Source organism: Thermosporothrix sp. COM3 (assembly GCF_059696735.1).
The window spans coordinates 2893020-2914304 of record NZ_AP019376.1 but is presented as its reverse complement, the minus strand read 5'-3'; the positions used below and the strand labels follow the sequence as shown (position 1 = coordinate 2914304).

23 protein-coding genes are annotated in these 21285 nt (G+C 53.3%); 7 read left to right on the top strand and 16 right to left on the bottom strand.

The features are described 5' to 3' along the window. Positions 1-271: 271 nt before the first annotated feature. From KTH_RS12570 to KTH_RS12545, 6 genes are all read right to left on the bottom strand, one after another. Entirely contained in the window at positions 272-1435 is a 1164-nt protein-coding gene (locus KTH_RS12570; RefSeq protein ID WP_497619005.1) for an MFS transporter, read from the bottom strand. A 504-nt stretch (positions 1436-1939) separates the two neighbouring features. After that, entirely contained in the window at positions 1940-2509 is a 570-nt protein-coding gene (locus KTH_RS12565; RefSeq protein WP_497619003.1) for a prephenate dehydratase domain-containing protein, read from the bottom strand. A 175-nt stretch (positions 2510-2684) separates the two neighbouring features. Next, entirely contained in the window at positions 2685-3683 is a 999-nt protein-coding gene (locus KTH_RS12560) for a 3-oxoacyl-ACP synthase III family protein (RefSeq protein WP_111325692.1), read from the bottom strand. A 90-nt stretch (positions 3684-3773) separates the two neighbouring features. After that, complete coding sequence (locus KTH_RS12555) at positions 3774-5513, bottom strand: thiamine pyrophosphate-binding protein (protein ID WP_497619001.1); 1740 nt, start codon at positions 5511-5513, stop codon at positions 3774-3776. 51 nt (positions 5514-5564) lie between these two features. Then, positions 5565-6677: a hypothetical protein gene (locus tag KTH_RS12550; protein ID WP_497618999.1), complete on the bottom strand. Its 1113-nt coding sequence runs from the start codon at positions 6675-6677 to the stop codon at positions 5565-5567. 1136 nt (positions 6678-7813) lie between these two features. Beyond that, positions 7814-9166 carry a GNAT family N-acetyltransferase gene (locus KTH_RS12545; RefSeq protein ID WP_497618997.1) on the bottom strand — a complete coding sequence of 451 codons (1353 nt, stop codon included), beginning with the start codon at positions 9164-9166 and terminating at the stop codon, positions 7814-7816. Between the two features lie 379 nt (positions 9167-9545). Here KTH_RS12545 and KTH_RS12540 point away from each other — a divergent pair, with 379 nt between their 5' ends. Beyond that, a complete protein-coding gene (locus KTH_RS12540) occupies positions 9546-10091 on the top strand; it encodes a non-canonical purine NTP pyrophosphatase (RefSeq protein ID WP_111325688.1) in 546 nt (181 codons plus the stop codon). 104 nt (positions 10092-10195) lie between these two features. Here KTH_RS12540 and KTH_RS12535 read toward each other — a convergent pair whose 3' ends face one another. The 3 genes from KTH_RS12535 to KTH_RS12525 form a co-directional block, all read right to left on the bottom strand. Then, positions 10196-10432, bottom strand: coding sequence for a glycine zipper domain-containing protein (locus KTH_RS12535; RefSeq protein ID WP_497618995.1), 237 nt, complete (start codon positions 10430-10432; stop codon positions 10196-10198). 51 nt (positions 10433-10483) lie between these two features. Further along, a complete protein-coding gene (locus KTH_RS12530) occupies positions 10484-10702 on the bottom strand; it encodes a hypothetical protein (protein ID WP_497618993.1) in 219 nt (72 codons plus the stop codon). 290 nt (positions 10703-10992) lie between these two features. Continuing rightward, positions 10993-11538, bottom strand: a complete 546-nt coding sequence (locus KTH_RS12525; RefSeq protein ID WP_497618991.1) for a GNAT family N-acetyltransferase — start codon at positions 11536-11538, stop codon at positions 10993-10995. Between the two features lie 160 nt (positions 11539-11698). On the opposite strand from KTH_RS12525, the gene KTH_RS12520 reads away from it, so the two are divergent. Further along, a complete protein-coding gene (locus KTH_RS12520; RefSeq protein WP_497618989.1) occupies positions 11699-11941 on the top strand; it encodes a hypothetical protein in 243 nt (80 codons plus the stop codon). A 38-nt stretch (positions 11942-11979) separates the two neighbouring features. Here KTH_RS12520 and KTH_RS12515 read toward each other — a convergent pair whose 3' ends face one another. After that, positions 11980-12204 (bottom strand): hypothetical protein, encoded by a 225-nt coding sequence (locus tag KTH_RS12515; RefSeq protein WP_497618987.1) that lies wholly within the window; start codon positions 12202-12204, stop codon positions 11980-11982. A gap of 768 nt (positions 12205-12972) precedes the next feature. On the opposite strand from KTH_RS12515, the gene KTH_RS12510 reads away from it, so the two are divergent. Together KTH_RS12510 and KTH_RS12505 are read left to right on the top strand one after the other, a co-directional pair. Beyond that, a complete protein-coding gene (locus KTH_RS12510; protein ID WP_497618985.1) occupies positions 12973-13620 on the top strand; it encodes a TetR/AcrR family transcriptional regulator in 648 nt (215 codons plus the stop codon). A 12-nt stretch (positions 13621-13632) separates the two neighbouring features. Beyond that, positions 13633-14841 (top strand): FAD-dependent monooxygenase, encoded by a 1209-nt coding sequence (locus KTH_RS12505; protein ID WP_497618982.1) that lies wholly within the window; start codon positions 13633-13635, stop codon positions 14839-14841. Between the two features lie 91 nt (positions 14842-14932). Here KTH_RS12505 and KTH_RS12500 read toward each other — a convergent pair whose 3' ends face one another. Next, complete coding sequence (locus KTH_RS12500) at positions 14933-15148, bottom strand: alpha/beta fold hydrolase (RefSeq protein ID WP_497618980.1); 216 nt, start codon at positions 15146-15148, stop codon at positions 14933-14935. A 326-nt stretch (positions 15149-15474) separates the two neighbouring features. On the opposite strand from KTH_RS12500, the gene KTH_RS12495 reads away from it, so the two are divergent. Continuing rightward, positions 15475-15948 carry an MOSC domain-containing protein gene (locus tag KTH_RS12495; RefSeq protein ID WP_211326355.1) on the top strand — a complete coding sequence of 158 codons (474 nt, stop codon included), beginning with the start codon at positions 15475-15477 and terminating at the stop codon, positions 15946-15948. Between the two features lie 108 nt (positions 15949-16056). On the opposite strand, the gene KTH_RS12490 is transcribed toward KTH_RS12495, so the two are convergent. The 5 genes from KTH_RS12490 to KTH_RS12470 all read right to left on the bottom strand — a co-directional run bounded on the left by KTH_RS12490 (position 16057) and on the right by KTH_RS12470 (position 18709). Beyond that, complete coding sequence (locus KTH_RS12490; protein ID WP_497618978.1) at positions 16057-16536, bottom strand: SRPBCC family protein; 480 nt, start codon at positions 16534-16536, stop codon at positions 16057-16059. Positions 16537-16679: 143 nt separating this feature from the next. Beyond that, complete coding sequence (locus KTH_RS12485; protein WP_497618976.1) at positions 16680-17714, bottom strand: ABC transporter substrate-binding protein; 1035 nt, start codon at positions 17712-17714, stop codon at positions 16680-16682. Positions 17715-17822: 108 nt separating this feature from the next. Then, complete coding sequence (locus KTH_RS12480; protein WP_497618974.1) at positions 17823-18047, bottom strand: hypothetical protein; 225 nt, start codon at positions 18045-18047, stop codon at positions 17823-17825. Then, positions 18010-18444: a hypothetical protein gene (locus KTH_RS12475; protein WP_497618972.1), complete on the bottom strand. Its 435-nt coding sequence runs from the start codon at positions 18442-18444 to the stop codon at positions 18010-18012. Before KTH_RS12475 ends, KTH_RS12480 begins: the two co-directional genes overlap by 38 nt. Before the next feature lies 1 nt (position 18445). Continuing rightward, positions 18446-18709, bottom strand: a complete 264-nt coding sequence (locus tag KTH_RS12470; RefSeq protein WP_111325681.1) for a hypothetical protein — start codon at positions 18707-18709, stop codon at positions 18446-18448. A 204-nt stretch (positions 18710-18913) separates the two neighbouring features. Here KTH_RS12470 and KTH_RS12465 point away from each other — a divergent pair, with 204 nt between their 5' ends. Beyond that, positions 18914-20038 (top strand): helix-turn-helix domain-containing protein, encoded by a 1125-nt coding sequence (locus tag KTH_RS12465; protein WP_497618970.1) that lies wholly within the window; start codon positions 18914-18916, stop codon positions 20036-20038. Between the two features lie 62 nt (positions 20039-20100). After that, positions 20101-21222 (top strand): hypothetical protein, encoded by a 1122-nt coding sequence (locus KTH_RS12460; protein WP_211326354.1) that lies wholly within the window; start codon positions 20101-20103, stop codon positions 21220-21222. The last annotated feature ends 63 nt before the right edge of the window (positions 21223-21285 follow it).

The window sequence follows — 21285 nt, the reverse complement described above, 5'->3', positions numbered from 1 at the left end:
TACATGAGCGGAATATCATTTGTTTGTGCTTTTTCTGCCAGAGATGCATACTGATTATTCCTCTTCTTAACCCATTTTGACTATAGACCAATTTGAGAGCTGCTGCTGTTCTCTCTACCAGATTCGTACACTCTCTTCTGTCCAGCAGCAGCCATCATTTTCAGTATGCCCGGATATCGCGGAAGAAACCAGAACAAACCCTGTCCTTCTCCTGTACAATCACTGAACACGCAGGAAGAGCCCACCCGAAAGCAGGCCCTCCCACAAAACGTCAGCGCTTTTCGGTCCCAGAAGCACAGAGCGCGGCCAGCGTGCACAGGCACACGACCAGCACCAGCGCAACACGCAACCCGGCCCAATCCGCAAGGAAGCCGATGACAGGCGGGCCCGCAATCATCCCGAAGTACCCCCATGTGGAAATGGCCGACAGCAGAGCCCCGGTATTCGCGCCCGCAAGCCGCCCGACAGCACTGACTACAAGCGGGAACGGCACAGAAAGGCCTATGCCTACCAGACCCAATCCCACCAGCGCCACAGGCACCCAGGGGAACAACAGCGCCATCAGCAGCCCGATTGCAGCAAGCGCACAGGAGATACGCACCAGCACAGGCGCGCCAAATCGAGTCGCCAGCTTATCGCCAACGCTGCGCCCGAGCGTCTGGCAAACCAGGAAAATGGTAAAGCCCGAAGCCGCAAGACCGGCGTCCGCGTGCAGCGTTCCGGAGAGATAGACCGCACTCCAATCATAGATTGCACCAATGCTGAGCAAAGAGCAGAACGCGATTGTCCCCAGGAGGATGATCGTACGTGAGCCGCGCAGCGAGAAGCCCTTGCGAGCAGGCCGTTCCTGTTGCGTCGGCTTCTCAGGCACCAGGAAGCGCGAACACCATGCCAGATTGAGTAGAGCACAGATCGCGATCATGCAGAAATGCAGTTCAGGGCTTAGCCGCATGGCAGCCAGCAAGCTCCCAAAGGTAGCACCGACAAGGCTTCCCACGCTAAAACAGGCATGGAACGAGTTCATAATGGGCCGCTCGTAGGCGCGCTCGACAGCCGCACCCTGCGTGTTCATCGTTACATCCATCGCGCCATTGCCGATCCCGAAGAGGAACAGCGCAAGCACAAGCAAGGGCAACATGGGCGCATAGGCGATCAGAGGCAGGGAACATCCCATAATCAGCGTCGCAAGCACAGTAATGAATGCACTACCGACGCGACCAGATAGACGCCCGGCAACGTTCATCGCAAGCAATCCGCCAACCGTACAGCCCAGTAACGCAAGTCCGAGCAGCCCTGGTTGCAGAGAGAGCTTCGTTTGAATAGCTGGAAGCCGCACGGAAAAAGTGGCACCCAGAAATCCGTTCAAAAAGAAAATCACACTGACCGCGATACGGGCCAGCAAGAAACGTCGTCCAACTCCAGACCTTGAAAGCATGTGATAGTATCCTTCGATTCGTTGGAAAGGGATTACCTTTCGGCAGGAATATCAAGGGAAAATGAGTGGAGTGGGGACATTCGCGTGTCTATGGGAGTTCGCAGGACCATCCCAAAAACGCGAGATGTCCAGCGACGCACGCCGAGAGGACATGAAGCAACAGAGCCACAGGCACATTACATGCCATTCTATGTTCTCTATGCTTTTTCAATGCAGAGTCAGAAAAGGGGAAAAAAGGGAGAGAAATGTGTAGAGAATCTCTATCAACAGTGAAACGCCCGCTCTTTTTCCCGCATAAGCCCGGCGTGATCGCTTATGCGGGGAATCTGGCTGCACAGGGAAGTGTGCCCGAAGCATTCATCGTCTGCTTTTCCTTTCTCGCTTTTGGAACGAACTCTATCAGAGAAATGCCACCCCTGTCAAGCAGCACTTTGTTCACCAGGCCACAGAGGCAGAGTCAGGCCCTCGAGAGAGGGTCACTCTGTCCCTGCCGACCGGACCATGTCATCCAGGAATAGCCAGCGGATTCTTTTGAATAATGCTAAAACGCGTAGTATTGTCCGGCGTATTCTGGATATCAGTTGCCAGAATCTGAAGGCGATAGATCTCTGCGGCGCGTGCGCTGGCGATGGCAGCAAAGCCTCTTAATTGCTTGGTTGCAATCATCTTTGCGCCTTCTGCCGTGTTTTCCATTGGCACAACCTGCACCCCGAGCGATTCCAGATACACGCTGCATTGTTCCAGTGCCTGCGGATGCGAGACGACCATGACCAGATCATGAAGCTGTTGTCCCGGTAAGCAGAGCAGGCAATGGCGCACAGGAAAATCAATCGACCTGACAACAGTGAGCGGATAGCGTTGCAGGAGCTGTTCCATTTCGGCGATCGGGCCTGTCTGCGAATTAGCAACAGGCAGAATTCCGTACACCGTCTCCCCACGCGCTACCGCATCACACACATCAGTAAAACGTGGATACGGGCATAGCTCTATCTCTGTTCCCGCAAAGCATGAGCGGGCCGCCTCAGCGCTATATGCTCCATCCACACCCTGGAAGGCCACGCGTAAGCGGGCCACAGAACTCTTCTTCTGTTCATTTTTGCTCTTTTTACTCCTCTCTTCAGGAAAGAGTAATCTTCTTAGCATGCTCTCCAATGGTCTCTTACTATTCTCCTGATCGTTGTAATATGCACTATCGAGAGAAAGGTTGACTTCAGGGATACGCCTTTTAGATGATGGGATTGGGTAGTTTTTACCGTTTCAACAGAACGGTTGTTTGATGAAAACCGACACCAACGGCGGCAAGCACCACATACTCGGCGGTAATTTGATGGAAGAAGTAAGCCAGATTGACAGGATAGGTCGCCATCGTCATATTGCCGAAGCGTTCCAGCGTTTCCAGATACTCTTTCGGACGAATGCGCTGGGCCCAGTAATCGAGCATCAGCCGCGAGGCCTGGTGGGTCAGCAGAGCGACGTTCTCACCGGTCAGGCCGTGTTTTTGCAGGAGTTGCTGAATCAGGAATGGAGGCCCCTCCATGCCAGCCGTCTGAAAGGAGTGAATACCGCTTTCCAGCAGAATTTCATAGGTTGGTAGAGGGACATTCTGCTCATCAACGGGGAGGTAGCGGCGACCATTCAACAGAAGCGGGCGCGTCTGCATGACCATTGCCCCGTACTGTTCACTCAGAGTTTGTGTGGCATAATCCACCAGGGTAAAAGAAGTGCTCGGCCCAAGCACGACCGCACCCGCACCATCACCCACGCTGAGCGCATGTCCCTGGGTGTAGTCCATATAGCGGGTCCAGTTCGTACCACAGACAATCAGCGCGTAACGGCAATGGCCCGCAAGAATAGCCTCCCACGCCTGAATCAAGCTGAGCAAGAAGTTACTGAACTCGCTATTGATCGGAACGACCAGCGTGTGCTGAGGCAGCCCCAGATCTCGGTGAATGGCATACAAGGCGTTCGGCGTCAGATAGGGAGAGACAGAGGCGTACCCGTAAATACGGTCAATCTCTGCCGGGCTGACCCGCGCCTGTGACAGCGCCTTCTGAGCCGCATCGAGCATCAGTGACTCAAGCTGCTCGCCATCTTTAAGATAGCGACGTTCGCGTAAGCCGGTGAACAGATCTTTTTCGGCAATCCCTTTTGAATTGACAACCCGTTTCACCTGATCAAAAAGGGGATCATCATTTGTCCGGATATGCGGGGGAACACTATAGCCAGTACCAAGAATACCAACTGTCATGCTATCGTTTCCTCATTCTAGAAAAGGTTTTTTTCAGCAAGGAGCAGCAGGGAAGGTGGGTTCCCGGCTGCTCGTGTTGTTGTTCGGCGCTTAATGGGCCGGTTGCAATTCGCTTTTGCCGAAGAAAGCCTGCAAGGTGTTGACACGCCGCTGGAGGGCGTAGGGCACCTCATTGATATCAACCATCGCATCGATGAGGCAGGGTACCTGAGCCTCTAATGCATCCTGTAGGCTCTCGGAGAGCTCATCGAGCGTCGTAGCCTTGTAGGAACGAAGGCCAAGCCCACGCGCGATGGTCGCAATGTCCATCTGGTGATGGAAGACGGTCGCGAAGGATTCACCACAGAGCATCTTTTCGCCGTTGTAGACCATGCCATGACCGCCATTGTTGAGCACCACCCAGACCACCGGTACCCCGTAATCGACCGCCGTATGCATCTCCAGGCCGTTCATGGCGAAGGCACCGTCACCCACCAGCGCCACAACCGGACGATCAGGCGCGGCAATCTTGCCCCCGATAGGAGCCGCCATCGCGTAGCCCATCGAGGCCACATTGAGCGCCATGAACATCGTTCCCGGCTGGCGTGCCACATAGTATTGACCGATCCAACTCAGGCAGTTGCCATTATCCACGAAGAGCAAGGTGTCAGATGGCAACAGCTCGCTCATACGGGACACGACAGCTTGCGGCTTGAGCAATGCGGCGTCTCCCTGCAATTCCTCAGAGTTGTAGTAGCGCGGGTACTCCTGCTTGATGCGATCCAGCAGTGCATTCGAGTGGCGGGCCTCTACACCGGCCGAGCACAAGTGCTCGTAGAGCTTCTGAAGCACAGCGCGGGCGTCGCCCACCACGCTCTCATCAACCGGGTAGTTCTTGCCGATTTCCAGCGGATCGAGGTCAATCTGAATCACGGTGCGGTTGCGGGCAAGCCGTGCATCCCATCCATGTGTCTGGAACTCACCGAGGCTGGTTCCCACAATCACCAGCACATCGACCTCCTCAGAAAGCATATAGGCGTCGGAATACTCGCTGCCGCCCAGGCCAAAGACGCCCAGTGAGAGCGGGTGATCCTCCGGGAAGGCGCTCTTGCCTTTGATCGTCGTCGCTACCGGGATCTGGAGCAGCTCGGCAATCTGGCGCAGCGGCTCCCAGGCACCTGACAGATTGACACCATGCCCGACAAAGAACGCAGGCATACGAGCAGACTGCAAGATCTGGCTGATGCGGGCGATGGCCTCGGGATCGCCAACCGCAGTGGTATGGGTGCGATGATGCGCGGTGTCAATCTGCTCAATCGTCACCGGCTGCTTGACCAGATCAGCGGGCAGATTCAGGTGTACCGCACCTTGACGCCCGGTGAGGGCCGTACGGATCGCGCGTCGGATCACATGCGGCATGTGCTGGGCGTTGGAAAGCATCGTTGAGAGTTTGGTGGCCGAACGGAAAATATCCACAATATCGAGATTCCAGTTGCCGCCGCTGCTATCCTGTAACGCGCCTTTGCCAAAGGTCGTGGTGGAAACCTGGGCGCTTAAAAAGAGCACCGGAATCGAGTCGCTATAGGCACTTGCCACACCGGTGAGGGCATTGGTCGCGCCGGGGCCACTGGTGCCACAGCACACGCCCAGTCCTCGGCGCACGCGTGCATATCCTTCAGCCATAAAGGCCGCCCCCTCTTCATGTTTGGCAAGCACCGGGCGGATCTTCTTACGCCGGGCCAGCGTCTCATACAGCGGGACCAGCGGGCCGCCGGGCACCCCGAAGAGATGGGTTACTCCTTCCTCTTCCAGAGCACGAAGCAGGACTTCTATAGCTGAATATGTCGACATAGCATACGTTTCCTTTCCCGTGATACAAAATAGGGAGCAAGCCACCCCACTTTATCGATAAAAGGGAGGATGACTACTCTCGTCCTGGCGCTGTGCTCCCTTGAAATGCTCGCGTAATGCGGTCAGGAGCAAGTCCAGGTTCGTTTTTGTCTGTAGTGGTTGCAGCGGGGAGTATTTCCCCGACGAGATCAATTCCGCGCACTGTGAGATCGCCTGATTCAACTGCTTCAAGGATTGCTCCACCTGCTGCGTATGCTGCAAGCGGTTCTGAAGCGAGTTAAAGACGTTAATGAGCGGCCAGAGGACCGGTTCATACTCTTGCAGCGGAATCTTGGTAATCAGACGCCGGTTCATTGCGGTCGCATGATTGTGGACCACGCGCTCGATGTCCGTTTGCAGACGCAGGCGATCCTGCTCAGCAATCTCTCGCTGTTTCTCCGCCGTTTGCTGAGCAGCCGTGGCGATTTTTTCGGCGCGATACGCCCGAGAGAGATAGTTACTGGCACTCGACACCCATAGATAGGTGACACCAGCGACCAGCAACTGCACCCCAACCGGACGAAGCAACATCGGCCAGAACTGGGTTTGCAGGTCAGCCGCCAGAGTTGGCGTTTGCGGCTGATAGAGCAGGCTCAGACAGATGAAGACAGAATTGAACAGGGCGACGAAAAAGACACTCCGAGCGCTCAGCAGCGAGACCGCCAGCAATTCGCCAAAGACAAAGAGCTCATATTGCTGGATGCTTGGCTCGTCCAGCGGCTGCGTTGTCAGAACGACCATCATCAGGGCAGCCTCAAAGGAGAGTACCAGCAGCACACCCGCAACCATCGGCTTGTGAGCGCGATTCAGGAAAAGCGCCAGCACACAGATCACCATCATGCCCAGGTCCGCGACCAGCACATAGCGGTTCGGAAGTGCAAGACATCCCGGAATAAACAGAACGAAGATAACCAGCAGGAAAAAGACGATCACACTGAGTAGGCGGGATTTCCGAATAATTTCGCGTTCCAAAGGATCTGGCACATCTTCAGTCTCAGAAATAGCTGTTAAAGCATACCACCAGCGAAAAAAAGACTGAAAGGTGCTTCGATCTTGCCCCGGCTCAAGCTCCTCCGGCTCGGGCGCTTGTTGTACGTCAGTCTGATGAGTCGTTGGATCTTGCATTCTATACCATCCATTACGTGATTTTTGCGTTGGCACATGCTATGCCATACCGCTTTCTAAGCTCGACCGATAATATCATGCTTCCCTATAAAGCAAGGCGACGCCTGGCAAGCGTCGAGTAAAGAAGCAGTGATATCCCCTGAAGTATCGGTATTGAAGTGTTTCTACTATTGCCTGTCTGAGAGAGACGGAATGGTGGGTGCCTCTTTTTGCGCCTCTCATCAGGACAGGCCAGAGAGAATCAGGCAATCACGGCTGACATTGTGAAAGGAGAAGGGGGTAAAAGCATTGTTCCCCAGGGAAACCGGTTCGTCTCTCAACCATGTTCTACGCATCCTTGCATCCATTTTTGTAGTCAGCTTGCTCCTGTGTTAGCGCCTGTAGAGCGCCATTTCCAGACAAGGAATATCCTTACTCCATTTCTAGATCAGGAGGCAAACACAGCTTGATGTGAGAATAGGGAAAAGAGAGCTGTTTTGCGCATTCATTCGCAGCTCTCCACCGCAAAAAGCAGCAGTAATATGCATGACTGGTGTATACTGGCATGCAAAATTGTTACTACATCTTTTTTATACCAGTTTGCATCTTGTTTGTCCAGTAATCTCCATAAAATTGAGGGTTTATAGCTATTCTTTCTCTATTATTATTGATGAGCTTATCCCGCCTCACATATATTATTCATACCACTCATATCGGGAGTAGATTCTTCTATAGTACAACACCTCTAGCAGAGCGACCCCTTTTCCCGAGGAGCAAGGGATATGCTATGTGGGAAAAGGGAGAGGCAAGGGCCTGTATAAAGATGTACATCAACCAGCATTTCAGACGAGGAGTCGCCGTCCATCGTTCCCTCAACTCCCTTGCTCTTGCCCCAACCTCTGACAGCCTCGTGAGAAGCCGCGTATGACGCTCAGGAGAAGAGACTGCTCCATCCTCATCAATGGCTGCTTGATACGATCTGCCACATAGCCAGTATGAGCTTCTACACGATGGCAATACAAGCTGCTCTACCATATTATATCCTACTTTCTACTCAGTTGCATAGTAAACGGTCCGGTAGCCAGAAAGGGCAATGGATGAGTGGCAGGCCGGCGAATATGCTTTTATCAACCGGCCTGCTTTTTCTGGATACACCATTAGTTCCAGCATAACATAAACGAGGGGCGCGTAGGGAAGAGCACCCTGAGCAATGGCGCGGCTTCGGCGCTGGCCCAAACATCAGGGAAAACCTGGCGTAAGAAGTCAACGCTCCGATGTCCGAAGAGCACTTGAAGGAAGAGCAGAGGTGGAAAAGAGGCATCTTCACTCTCTCCATACACGGGCTTGCGCCAGTCCTCTACCACCTTCAGGCGCCCGCGTTCAAGGTGCATACGAAGCCCACCGCGATAGAAATTCACCTTGATATCGCCGCTGTAGCCCGCAAGAGACGATGCTGCCAGCCGCTGTTCAAGTGCCGGAGCGATATGAAGCAGAAACCCGGGCAGATCCTTCACCCGCAGATACCAGGCATAGGGTGCCTCCACAGGCTGACGGAGCGTAATGTCTGCGAACTCAAACACCGGATGTGTGGTTCCAAGCGCAAAGCAGATCTCCTGAAACGGCTCGCCATCGGGCAAGGCCGGCTCAATACCAGCACCATACGCCCGCAGCGCCTGCAAGAGTGAGGGCAGGATAGCCTGCATGTTCGTCCCCTCAATCAGCTCCAGCAGCCAGACATAGAGCGCTTTTCCCCGGCGGTATGCATCGGTGATAAGGGCGCCGACCGTCTCGCCAGCCGCGTTTACAAGCATGTAGCAGGCCAGAAAATGCCGCAACTCGGGATGTCGTTTCCAGGTCTCAATATCATAGAGCCACATGGCCCACGTTGGCAGCTCAGAGAGAATCCCACTGGCCTGACGCCGCCGGTAGAGCTCCTCCAACAGAGGAATATCATCAACGGTGGCTTCACGAAGCGTCAAAGCTCCCCTGCCTTCGGGAATCAGGGCAATGGGCATCATGCGCCGATCATCCAGCTCAAGCGCATATTCATAGCCAAACTGTCGGTAGAAGTAGGAAATACCGGTAATGGCCTGTACAAGATCTCCCCGGGCCTCACTGCGTGCGTGAAAGAGCTCAAACAGCGCCCGAATCAGCCCGCGATTGCGGTAAGCGGGATCGGTGGCGACCATTTCCGGACGGCCCACACGAAAGGGAATCCCTTCGTAGGCCCAGGTGTGCCGCCAGACAGCAGTTGTGGCGATAATGGGATTGCCAGCCTTGCTGGTATCCTCAACAACGCCGAAATCCCGCGGCCCCATCAGAGGAAAATCATCAGACATCATCCGCCGAATCTGCCGGATGTACTCCTCGTTGGGAGGTGCGTCGGCCGCGTCACGATGGACCAGACTGTGTAGAGTTGCGATACGCTCGATATCATCGGCAGTAGACCAGCGCAATACAAGGCCATCGCCCAGATCACGCCGAAATGCAGGGTCCAAAACAGAGTGCATATACATCTCCTGAGCAGGATACACTAAAAAGGGCGAAAGAACACAAAAAGAGCCATAGAGGTGGATATGTTGATGAGCCTGTTAAAACGAAGGGAAGGTATTCACAGGATATGCCTGTCAATGGGCATACTTCACCCCTGGGCGAGATGAGAAGCAGGTCTATGGTGATAATGGAAAGTGATGAAAAACAGAACAAGAGAGAGGATAGGGGACATTGGGACTTCTCCTTTCTCAGTTCTGTCACGATGTTTCAACGTTCCCATTGTACCGGGCGGCAATCGGGATTGTCAAGCGGCGGTGGCACATCCCCATCCAGGAGCATATAATGCAGCGTGATCATTGCTTTTTTCTATAAAAGTAGAGAAGAGAGAGGAGAGAGATGAAGCCATTATTTTTTCTGACTGGCAACAAGCATAAACTCGCAGAAGTACGCGCCTTGATCCCCCATGTAGAGGGCATAGATATGGATCTTCCAGAGCTTCAGGAGATAGACCCCCATACCATCATTGCCGCCAAGCTGAGAGAGGCACAGAAGCATCATCCTGGCTCATTCATTGTAGAAGATACGTCGCTCTTCCTTGAGGGCATGAACGGGCTGCCCGGGCCGCTGGTCAAGTGGTTTTTGAAAACGGTTGGCGTCGAGGGGATCTACAAGCTGACCGAAACGTTTGAGAACGCAAAAGCGACTGCTCGCACGCTCATCGGGTACGCGGATGAGGCAGGAACGCTACACTTCTTTGAGGGGGTTATCTCGGGAACCGTGGTTTCACCGCGCGGCTCCAATGGCTTTGGTTGGGATGCGCTTTTTCAGCCCGATGGCTCAACGAAGACATTCGCCGAGATGTCGCCCGAGGAGAAGACGCACTATAGCATGCGCCGAATCGCTCTTGAAGCACTCCAACGCTACCTTGAAACCGTCGATTAACAATGGAGAGCAGCAGAACAAATACCAGAAGGGCCAGCAAGCTCCTGGCCCTCCTTCGAGATATGCATACACAATATTATGTCGCGACAATGGATAAGCCAGCCTTACCGCTCCGGCCCATCTGTTTCTTTCTTCTTTGACTGTGCCGCTGTCAGACCGCTACCGATTGCAATACCGAGGGACAGGCCAATACCAACACCCAGAGCCAGGTTATGGAAGAGCAAGCCAAAAACAACACCAAACGCGATACCAATACTAATCCATGCCGGAAACATCGACGCCTTTGTAGTAGTGCGGGTCCCTCTGCTTGTATAATCATTCTGTGGTGGGTTCGTGTTCATAGATCAGTTCTCTTTCCTCTCTTCAGTTCATTCTCTCTTTTATCATCACTCTCACAGTAGCAAACGCAGTATTGCAGGCATTCTCAAATCAAGCTCCCTCTTTCGTCTTCTATCTATTCCATCGACCTCTCTCGTCAAGCTTTCTCTCTTTTGTCTTCCAGCCATTCCACCAACTTCTCTCGTCAAGCTTCTCTCTTTCGTCTTCCAGCCATTCCACCAACTTCTCTCGTCAAGCTTCTCTCTTTCGTCTTCGTCTTCCAGCCATTCCACCAACTTCTCTCGTCAAGCTTCTCTCTTTCGTCTTCGTCTTCCAGCCATTCCACTGACTTCTATCATGAGGATCCCCCCCCAGAAGCGCAGCAACCCTACAGGTAACACGTTTCTTCAGTTCATTGAGTTGTATATCAGCGAGTATCTCGCGCCAGACGATCAAGCATCCGATGATATATCACCCCGAACCCACGGCTTGCCTCAAATCGTGATGATTGGCGCGTACGCGCCATTATAGATGTATAAATGAACGCTTCGGGATCACGAGCAGATCGTGATCCCTGCCCCTCTCAGGAGATAATGGGTAATTGAAAAACGTTCACGCTTTCTCTGCTCTGCTCGCTGTCGGTAAAGAGCTCTAACCCCACAACACGCCCCTCCACCACAACCATATCACATACTATATGAAATCCTGCCTTGATAATTCCTCGTTCAGAGGCCATATTACCTGGCCCATATCCGATCCAGAAATGTTCAATGTCCGGCTCCTGCCGCACGATCTCGCGGAGCAGGCGAGGATAAATACCGTGCCCGCGCCAGTCTGGAAGCGTCTGGAAATCCCACAAATACCCGCTCTTCTCCGGGATCGCAAAGGAGACATTCAATACAGAAACCCCGCCTGTTCGCGTTGCAAGCCACCCGTAGGCCGTTGGCACATCATCCATAAACGCTACATACGCCCGATTCCCTTCCCGCATACGGCGCTCCATTTCCGCTTCAGAGGAAGCGTGCAACCGAGCAAGCAATGGGATATCCTGGATGTGCTGAACCCGAAAGCCTGCAAGCGGCGCAAATTCAGGAGTGAAGTCAATGCGCCACCACGTCGCAAAAGGCATATCTCGTTATTCCTTTCTCACGTTCTGCTCCTTAACATATCTCAAAAGAAACCGCCTATCAAGTGCAGGCAAAGCATTCTTGCCCTCATGACACCGAGCAGGCGTACAAGACGTGAGTACTGAGAGATGCTCTATGAGCGAAGTGAAAGGAGACTGAGCAATGCAATTTGTCCCGTTAGAACTTGCACAGGAGCTCTGGAAAGCAACGCCCGAACTCAATTGGTCCGCCTTCTATGATCGAGTTCAGGAGCGGCTTGAGAAAGGACCAGCTATCGAAGGCGTGAACCCGACAACTCTGCTTCAGAGCGTGAAATATCTGTCTCAGATTGGTACCCCTTTTCCTCTCTCAGCACAGGATCTCTATAAGGTACTCAATGAGCAGATTCAGAACAGAACGCTCTAAGCACTCAAATAGCAGGCAAGGAAAATGAGATCCTTGTTCTAGATCTCCTTTTCCTGCCACCCCTGGCTTTCGCACTTGAGTTGTCCCTTGAGCATCCGCCAGGTACGCAGAGCCTGAGAGCCGTCATTCAGCCTCCCGGCGTAGGGCCCCTGTTTCGCCACACCTCTCGGAATAGCCGTACCCAGGAGTGTAGACATAACCAGAATGGTAGAACAATACGCCAGGTCGTACCAGAAGATTGGCGCATTATTGACCCAGAGCACAAACAGCACCAGTGAAGCAAGCGGCCCGGCAAGGCAGAACTATCGCATGGGTGGCATGCGTTCATCAAAGCTTGTCCAACCAGCAGAACTCAGCCCAAACCGAATATGCATCTCAATCCCCGCAACTGTCCAGCGAATATGATCTCGGGGATTATCCTCCTCTTTCGGAACATATCCAAGCTAGATCGCGACACGCTTGCTCGTCAGTCGACGTGCAACAATGGCATGTCCCAGTTCATGCGGCAACAATTGCAGGGGCTGACAACTATGCAGGTAACAAGGATTGCAAGAAGAATACCTGACGTGACCAGTTGAGCATCAGTCATACAGCTTTTCCCTTTTTCATCAGAAGAGCGTGTCTCTCTTTTAACGCTCTCGTCCCTGCCTTTGTCAGAAGATGTCCTTAGAAGCGGCACTCCTCTCCCATTTTCTCTCTCACTTGTCTCTCAGAAGTGTCATTATATCTTTGAGAATACATAAGAATATGCTATCTCTTCAAGAGTTATCTTTACCTGATACTACGCTTTTTTCTTCTACATCTCAAATATCCTGAGCGCACGAGGAGCATGATTTCTCTGTGTTTCTCCGATCTGAAATGCGTGCTTCAGGCAGAGAAGTGCAAAGAAGGGAATGACACAGGGCGTCCGTATTCCCGGTACCTCACTTCAGTTCTCCTCAAGCATCCCTTGACATCCATATTCTTTTCTGATAAGATCCTTGTAAGTAAATTATTACTTACACAAGAAAGGATCGAAGATGTCGCAAGGAATGAGAAGAGAACGGAATGCAGCCCGCACACAGGAGATTATCCTGCAAGCCGCAGCGGAAACCTTCGCAGAGAATGGCTTTGATGGGGCTCGCATGGACGTGATCGCCAGGCGAGCAGGGTATAATATCGCGCTGCTGTTTCGCTACTTTGAGAGCAAAGAAGGAATATACCGGGCCGTCATAGAGCGCCTGCGCAATCAGGAAAATGATTCCCTCGGGGAGCTGATCGCCCCTTTTATCAATGACGAGGCCGCCCACCGCGATCCCGAAAAAGTGCGCCGCTTCCTTGAAATTTGTGCGTCCTGGTACTTCCATCTCGCACATCGACATCCCTATCTCCTTCGATTGCTTAACTGGCGTATTGGAGCACCTGGAAGCCTGTTCCCGAATATTCCCGCGGCAAACCTGGAGGTTGAATGGGGCGAGGCCGCAGTGGCTTTTCTTCGGAAGGCGCAGGAAGCTGGATTGATCCGCCCGAACCTCGACGCACACCTGATTATCATGAATATGTTCTCGTTAAGCATGCTGGCGATTCAGTCTTACACACAGCAACAATTGACCACACAAAAGTCTCTCGAAGAGCTGTGTGACTGCGTTGTAGAAATGGCGCTTGATGGCGTATTCCCACATGCAGATAAAGCAGAATAGGAGCAGAAAAATATGCATATACCCGCAAACCGACGCATTCTCATCTCAGGGGCAAGTATTACCGGCCCCACCCTCGCCTACTGGCTCTCTCGCTACGGCTTCCAACCAACCATTGTGGAGCAAGCACCCACCCTTCGTGAAGGAGGATACAAAGTCGATATTCGTGGAGTCGCTATCGATGTGATCGAATGGATGGGGCTTTTGCCCGCCATTCGACAGGCCAGCACGCAGATGAAAGGCGGAACCTATGTTGACAGCAGAAAGCGGCCCGTTGCCTCTATTCCCGCTGATATCCTCAATTATCGCGAGGGACGAGATGACGAGGTCGTACGCGGAGACCTCTCACGCATTCTCTACGAGCACACGCGCGACGATGTTGAATACCTGTTTGGCGACTCCATCACAGCTATCGAGCAGCATGAAGATGGCGTGCAGGTCAGCTTCAGACACGCGGCACCACGAACGTTTGACCTCGTAATCGGCGCGGACGGGCTTCACTCCAATGTACGAACGCTTGCTTTTGGAGACGAAGCGCAGTTCATCCGCCACCTTGGAGCCTATGTCTCCATTTTCAGTACGCCGAACTTCTTTCAGCTCGATCACCACGAACTCTACTATCCATTGCCCGGAAAGATCGTCGGCAGCTATAGCGCACACGATACGGAGGATGCGAAGGCATTCTTCTACTTTATGTCACCCCAACTCACCTATGACTATCGGGACTATCAGCAACAAAAGCAGTTGCTGGTCGAGCAGTTTGCAGGTGAAGGTGGCATTGTTCCACAACTGCTTGAGGTGGTATGGGATGCCCCTGACTTCTACTTCGATTCACTGAGCCAGATATATATGGACTACTGGTCGGCAGGTCGAGTGGTGCTTGCAGGGGATGCCGGTTATTGCGCATCGCCAGCCTCTGGTCAGGGAACCAGTTTGGCCCTGGTAGGAGCCTACGTCCTGGCGGGTGAGCTGGCCGAGGCTCATGGAGATTATCGAACAGCGTTTGCTCGCTATGAAGACGTGCTGCGCGGTTATGTTACAGCGAACCAAAATCTGGGCGCGCAAGGTGTCGGGGATAGCATCCCACGCACGCGTATAGAGATCGGACTGCGTACCTTGATGCTTCGGTTGCTCTCGCTCCTGCCTCGTCAGCGCTCCCTTGTCGGAAAAATGTCGCAAGCCACACAACAGGCAGCGAACGCCATCAAGCTCAAGCACTATTAGAATTACATCAGCATGTACTTATATATGTATGTCTTTTTGACAGGATGATGCATATGGAACAGATCGTTAGATGTGTCTGTTCCGTCGCCCATCAGTCGCGAAAGAATGCGGTCAACACGGGGGCCAGCGCCTCCGCCGAAACCGTGTGTGTCTGCCCTTCAAGTGAGCGGTATTGCCCATGAGGCAACGCCTTCGCGACGGTCCGCACCGCGTCACGCATGGAGGCCGGGCTAGCGCTTCCGTCCAGCACAAGCGTGGGAATCGTCACCCCTGCAAGACGCTCAACAGGGATTGCGCCATCTCCCAAAACAGTAAAGAAGCTTCTCAGATCTTGCTTTTCCCGTCTCTTCCCATACAGTGCCCGCCTTGACGAACAGGCAGAAAAGGCTGTATACTCCCTCCCAGGAGCATTATATGCACGTCAAGGAGGATTATCATGCCGGTTGAAACGGCGGGAGGCTGTCCCGTGGTTCTTTTGCCCACGGGTGAACTCTGCCCTTTTTACGTGCATTTTCTCTGAGAAGAGATACGAAGAGCAACAGAAAAGACCGTGGGTATCAAGAACCTGCGGTCGCTTGCTTTTTGGGCTGTCCTTTCGGGTTCTGATGCCCGCAGAATCAGGAAGGAGACCACATGATGTGGAAAGGTACACTTGTCTCAATCCATATTGCCGATACAGCGGGGGCGCCCATGAAGCCGCTTCGCTCGGTCCGTGCCGTCGCGGGTAAAGGGCTGGAAGGGGACCGTTACTGCAAAGAGGAAGGCTTCTACTCATGGTTTCGCGGCCCTTTACGCGAGATCTCGCTGATCGAGGCCGAGGTCCTGGAGCGACTGGCGCAGGATCATCACATCCAGCTTGAGCCCGGCGAGACCCGGCGCAATCTGGTGACGCAAGGTGTTCCGCTCGGGCATCTGATAGGGCGGACCTTTCGCGTTGGCGAGGTGTTGCTGCGTGGCGTCGAGATCTGTGAGCCATGTCAGCATCTTGTCGAGGTCACAGGGAAGAAAGCGCTGCTCTCATCGCTGATTCATCGTGGCGGCCTGCATGCTCAAATTCTCACTGATGGCCTGCTCACTATTGGAGATGAGATCGCGCCAGAAGCCTGACGATACCACCCATAGCACACATCAGACAGGGAGAGATAGTGACTCACAATAATCTCTCCCGTCTCTTCCCACAAGCGAGATGCTGATAAGCCAGCGCCAGAGGCCAGGCTATGCCGTCACACCGCCTTCCAGATGCGCCTTAACGCGCCGAAGATACTCGTCATGCACATCACTCTTTTGAAAACTGGATAGGCGCTCTGGTTTCAGTTTCGCCTTTGCATCGGGTTGGAGCACCGTGACCATGTGTCGGCTAAAGCGCGTCTCCTCCCCCTGCTGTACGAGAGTGTAGGTAATCACACACTGCTGAACCAGTTCGGACCCGCCCGACAGGCTGATTTCCCAGAGATGAGGACGCTCCGATTTCGTGACCTCCCAGAGCACAGGAGTGCCCGAGGAGTGCCGCCCGGGATGCCGAACCACCTCGACAAAGCGAGAGCCAATCGTTTCTGAATGGTTGGTATCACCTCCAACAGCGATCGTGTCAGGATGCAGGCCCGGCCAGTTCGCAGGCGTCGAGACAAAGTCGTAAATCTCTGCGGCTGGACGCTTGATCTGAATAACCGAATCGACAGTGTATACCTCTGGCATACGTTCTCCTCCTCTCACATACCTGAACGCCTTTTTCAATCAATGACGGAAAGCATTACACTATAACTAAAGCAGTATATCATAGCAAAGCGGGGGAAGCAATCAGAAGGGGAGAACAAGCAGGTATATTCAGGGGGAAGGCTTCACCTGAAGGAATAAAGCGGACGTTCCGCCTGCTCCAGAGGCCAGACGACGCGCCTCTGTCCCTGCTGCCACTGCACAAGGACAATCTGATGACCAACCTGTTTCCCTTGCTCAAGGCGAAAGGCGCCGAAAAGCGTTCGACAGGTCAGCCTCTGAGCAGCAGCTTGAATCAGCTTCTCATCGGGATTGCCGGTCTCACGCAGACAACGAGCATACACGATACCCGCGGCAAACGCCTGGGCGGCTGCATAGGGCGGATCGCTTCCCACCTCCTGCCGATACCGCGTAACAAACCATCTCGCGTCGGGCCCCTCATCAGGCTCAAGGGCAGTCCTCGCGACCCATTGCGCAGGCCCGAGCAGCCCTTCACGCTGTTCTGGCGTTAACACCTCCTCGACCCCCGCTCCGACGCATCCCACAAAGCGCCACGCTCGCTCACGCACCTGAGAAATGATAGCCTGCTCATCGGCGAAATTCCCGACCACAAGCAGGCACTCGGCAGGTGGGATCAGCCCAATATGCGCGCTTGCCTGTCCGGAAGGAAAAGCGACACTTTGCACGCTCATCTGTAGGCGCTGTGCCTCTTCTTGAGCACCTGCCGCGACATCGCGTCCGAAGCCTGTTGCGCTATGAAACAGCGATACCGTTCGGAGCGCCGGGTACATGGTATGGAGCGCCCGCAGCCCGCTTGCAAAGTACATGGAGGCCGGCGATAGCACATTGATGACATGAGGGAACTGAGCCAGCCGCGAGTTCGCCCCACCATGATTCCAGATCAGCCGCGTGCAGGAGCGAGCAACCCGCAGCATCGGGCCACTTCCGTAGGGACCAAACACGACATCGGGAGAGTTGCTGAGCAGCGCCTGTAGCGCGTCCGCTTCACTATCATAGACATCAAGTGTGACTCCGGTATAACCTGCCGGAAGCTGCGCGGCTTGCTTCGCCCACAAACACAGGGCGGCTGCACTGGCCCTTCCATAGAGCGCCAGCGGCCCGCTCAACGGTGTCACAAGTGCAGCACGTAATACGGGCATATGCCCCTCCTTTCGTGCTATATCCTGCGCCAGTACTCATATTCTCTATACGCAAAAGAGTCCCGGTCGGACTGCCGGGACTCCCCAGAATAAGGGTAGCGATGGGGGTTATCTCTTATCAGAGGGGCGATATCCTACCCGCTCCAAAAACGAACACACCACCTTCTCACCGTGCAGGAAATGGATTTTGTATGCATAGTATTTCTCTTCCAGCGCTGCACGTACATAGGCCTCCCGCGCCTCCTCAAGCTCGTTGCCCTCGAATATGATGATGTCGCCAGCTTTGATAGTGTATTCAGGCTTCTTGCTCGTCTGCTCTGGTTGCTGTTTCATGGCCCTCTCCCTCTGTCCTCACTGACGTATGGGTACAACACAACGAGAGATACAGATGTTTCTGTTGCTGTCTGGCAAATTGCTTGAGCATACTCATCAACTGCTCGAGCGCCAGCGGCTCAAGCGGCTCGCTCTGCTTTTCAAACTCAACCCAGACCTCCGGGCTGCGCGGCTGTATCCAGGGATAGGCCGCGTAGAGGGCTTTCGGAACTCGATATTCCTTCAGCCAGCGCAGCCGATCCCGCACCATTGCGCCCCACGCCTTGCGCCGTTCCGGGTTCTCTTCCTGTCGATAGGCTGAAATCAGGGCGTGAAACTCCTGGATCAAGCCCTGAACAGCATCCCTCGCGATCTCAAGCAGAGCGTGCAATGGCATCTTCCACAAATACTGAAGCATCTCACACCTCTCCATCTGTCGGCACATACGAGACCAGCGTCTCCCCGTCCTCCTGCCGTAGCGTCTTCGGGATGACCCCCACTTTGAGGCACGCCCGCGCCAGCATCCGGTTCGTCGCTTCCTCCCCAATTCGCGCATCGAGCAGACGCACACATTCACGCAACAACGCCTGTGACTGCTCAATCTGCTTGAGATTCTCCCGAATGCAGGTGAAGATTCGGTAACATTGTGCCCTCAACGCCTCAACTTCGATTTCTGTACTCACGGTCTATGAACCTCCTCATCAGCTACACAGAACCCACGAACCAAACGTCCAGGTAGCAAAAGATGTTTTCACCGTAATGGTCAAATTATAAGAGAAATATGTACATAAGATGGTTATATATGGTAAAATGTTATTAATTTAATAAGATGCTTATTACATCCTTGCAAAACGAGATATCTCGTTTTATGATGAAAGGGAGCTTGTATGAGTCGTTATGAGGAATTAGGCAGGATTATTAAGAAAAGGCGACTTGAATTGAAATATACTCAAGGAGAAGTCGCACATATGTTAGGCGTCTCGCGGCCTTATGTCGCCCGTATGGAAACGGAGGGTTACGGTTTGGACTCTGTTTATACCCGAAGACAGCTTATCACGATTCTTGGATTAAGCCCGGTTCTCCTGGGGCTCGCACCAGACGATAAGCCGACTGCTCGCTATATTGACGTAGAAGTGGCCCGCCATACGCTCCACGTGCATCGGGAGGCCTACTTTTCCGGCGGAAATGTGGGGGGAGTTGAGGGAGTGCGCTTAATGATAGGACACCTACAAGAGTTTCAGCAAAACAAGGAAATACAGGAGGTTCTCGCACAATATGGCATGCTCGGGCTCGATATCGCACGCGAGGCATATGACTGGCAAGCGATACGCGAATTTTCCGATCTCTCACTTACAATAATAAAGGATCTTCATAATCCTTTGTTAGAAGCAACCTGTCGTATACGTCTGGCAGATGCTTACTATGAACACTACAAGTTTCAAGAAGCGAACCAAATAATTAGTCAGGTAAAGCTACCTGATACATTGCCCCGGGCTGCACTCAGTTCTGTCTATCTATGTATAGCAAGAACTGCCGCCGCGGAAAAGAAAAATTACTGGAATGCTCTGGACAAAGGCCTTACGATTGCACGAAAAGCAAACGACAAAGATGACACCGGCTGGATCAAGCCCACAGTGGAGTTCGCACACTTGCAGGCAGCTCAAGCCCATGCACATGCCCGTGATCCCGAACTACATGACGCGCTGGATATCGCTATGCATACTGATGCACGCTATACCCGCCGCCTGGCTATTCTCGATACCCTTGCCGCTCGCGCTGCTCTGCTTGACAAACAACCTGAACTGGCTGCCGGAGCGCTTGAAGCCGCCTTGCAAAAAGCCGTAAGCATCCGATCTATGCCCACCCTTGTCTTCATTGCTGAAATCGTCCATGCGCTTTCCCTCACCTCCTATGGCCGAACCATCGAGGCAAAGAAGCTTAAGTTGCAATGTGACGCAGCACTCGAACAGTTTCACCTGACGCTTCCCGCAGGAGTGTTCAAGCAACCGTAGAGGCAGAAGCGCTTCCCATCATCGGCTAGCGCTTCTTTCACCGCGAACCAGACATAGTTTGCATGCAGTCAATAGGAGAGCAACCAGTGCATAAACGTTGGTGGGAACGTCTTGAGCAGTTTAACAGGGTTCCCGTAGATGAAAAAAGACGTTGGCTTATTCATACGCTTCTCAATATTCCGCCTGCTTACCTGGGTCTGCAATCACTGTCCAACCTCAATGAGCTACAAACAATCTTCCAGCCAACGCCGGGAAAACTTCCCCCAGTGAATCTGAACCTCTATAAAGAGCGACTCCTGTCTTTCTGGCAAAATCCCTATGTCCCTTTTGATGAGCCTCTTTCGCTCATCTATGCCTTGCAGGATTATGCACTCTATCATGATGCAAGTGACTCGACGATGAGGCTCCTCTGCGAATACCTGATCGCCGTTGCCAATATGCAGCGGGCGCAGGGCTACCTCACATCAGCAGAAGCCTCCACACAGAAAGCGATCCAGCTTGCAGAAAGGCGTGACTACCCTTCATTGCTGGCAAAGGCGTTCTATATGCAATCCTACATCCTTTGCGAGATGCACAGAGCAAGCTTTGACAGCAACCCAACACAGATGGCTCAGGCGCTGGAATATGCAGAAAAAGCGCTGCACATTACCGAGCACTATGCAGTCCCGCCCCTGGTAGAAAGTGCCATTCGGGAGCGCTTTGCAACTGCCTTAAGCCTCTCTCCGCGTTCTCATCGTGATCTCTCTGTAGCCAGACAACAAAACGATCTGGCACGACTGATAACAGAGCGGTATCAGAGCCAGCACGACGAATACCCGCTTTTCCATAGAATCGACCAGAGCTGGCATATCATTGGAATTGCCCATATGCACCTTGCGATGAAAGAGCCAAAGACAGCGCTTACCATCCTTAAAGCAATGCCACCTGCACAGCCCGGGATGCGGCGCTTTCTGACAGCAAAGATCAAGGAAGCAGAGGCAACCATTCAAGCAGGATATCTCGATGAAGGGCTGACTATTGCTGAATCAACGCTCTCAACCGTGAAGAACTCACCATTGCACCTGATTCGGCTGCACAATCTTTATCAAGACTTGCGCAATGATGACCGCTATACCCGCGAACCAAGCGTGATTCAGTTTGGTTTCCGACTGGTCAAAACCCATCGCCCTGACCTGTTTCAGTGAGCCATATCAGATGTTCTCAGTGTCAGGCAGGCAGAGCTGCATCATCAAGGCAGGCGAGGAAGC

Excerpts from the sequence above, each read along its gene's own strand:
- KTH_RS12475 (WP_497618972.1), bottom strand. The coding sequence starts at position 18,444 with ATGCTTCAGTATTTGTGGAAGATGCCATTGCACGCTCTGCTTGAGATC.
- KTH_RS12465 (WP_497618970.1), top strand. The coding sequence starts at position 18,914 with ATGAGTCGTTATGAGGAATTAGGCAGGATTATTAAGAAAAGGCGACTT.
- KTH_RS12480 (WP_497618974.1), bottom strand. The coding sequence starts at position 18,047 with ATGAAACAGCAACCAGAGCAGACGAGCAAGAAGCCTGAATACACTATC.
- KTH_RS12560 (WP_111325692.1), bottom strand. The coding sequence starts at position 3,683 with ATGACAGTTGGTATTCTTGGTACTGGCTATAGTGTTCCCCCGCATATC.
- KTH_RS12485 (WP_497618976.1), bottom strand. The coding sequence starts at position 17,714 with ATGCCCGTATTACGTGCTGCACTTGTGACACCGTTGAGCGGGCCGCTG.
- KTH_RS12540 (WP_111325688.1), top strand. The coding sequence starts at position 9,546 with ATGAAGCCATTATTTTTTCTGACTGGCAACAAGCATAAACTCGCAGAA.
- KTH_RS12555 (WP_497619001.1), bottom strand. The coding sequence starts at position 5,513 with ATGTCGACATATTCAGCTATAGAAGTCCTGCTTCGTGCTCTGGAAGAG.
- KTH_RS12460 (WP_211326354.1), top strand. The coding sequence starts at position 20,101 with ATGCAGTCAATAGGAGAGCAACCAGTGCATAAACGTTGGTGGGAACGT.
- KTH_RS12490 (WP_497618978.1), bottom strand. The coding sequence starts at position 16,536 with ATGCCAGAGGTATACACTGTCGATTCGGTTATTCAGATCAAGCGTCCA.
- KTH_RS12510 (WP_497618985.1), top strand. The coding sequence starts at position 12,973 with ATGAGAAGAGAACGGAATGCAGCCCGCACACAGGAGATTATCCTGCAA.
- KTH_RS12525 (WP_497618991.1), bottom strand. The coding sequence starts at position 11,538 with ATGCCTTTTGCGACGTGGTGGCGCATTGACTTCACTCCTGAATTTGCG.
- KTH_RS12550 (WP_497618999.1), bottom strand. The coding sequence starts at position 6,677 with ATGCAAGATCCAACGACTCATCAGACTGACGTACAACAAGCGCCCGAG.
- KTH_RS12535 (WP_497618995.1), bottom strand. The coding sequence starts at position 10,432 with ATGAACACGAACCCACCACAGAATGATTATACAAGCAGAGGGACCCGC.
- KTH_RS12545 (WP_497618997.1), bottom strand. The coding sequence starts at position 9,166 with ATGCACTCTGTTTTGGACCCTGCATTTCGGCGTGATCTGGGCGATGGC.
- KTH_RS12495 (WP_211326355.1), top strand. The coding sequence starts at position 15,475 with ATGATGTGGAAAGGTACACTTGTCTCAATCCATATTGCCGATACAGCG.
- KTH_RS12505 (WP_497618982.1), top strand. The coding sequence starts at position 13,633 with ATGCATATACCCGCAAACCGACGCATTCTCATCTCAGGGGCAAGTATT.
- KTH_RS12570 (WP_497619005.1), bottom strand. The coding sequence starts at position 1,435 with ATGCTTTCAAGGTCTGGAGTTGGACGACGTTTCTTGCTGGCCCGTATC.
- KTH_RS12520 (WP_497618989.1), top strand. The coding sequence starts at position 11,699 with ATGCAATTTGTCCCGTTAGAACTTGCACAGGAGCTCTGGAAAGCAACG.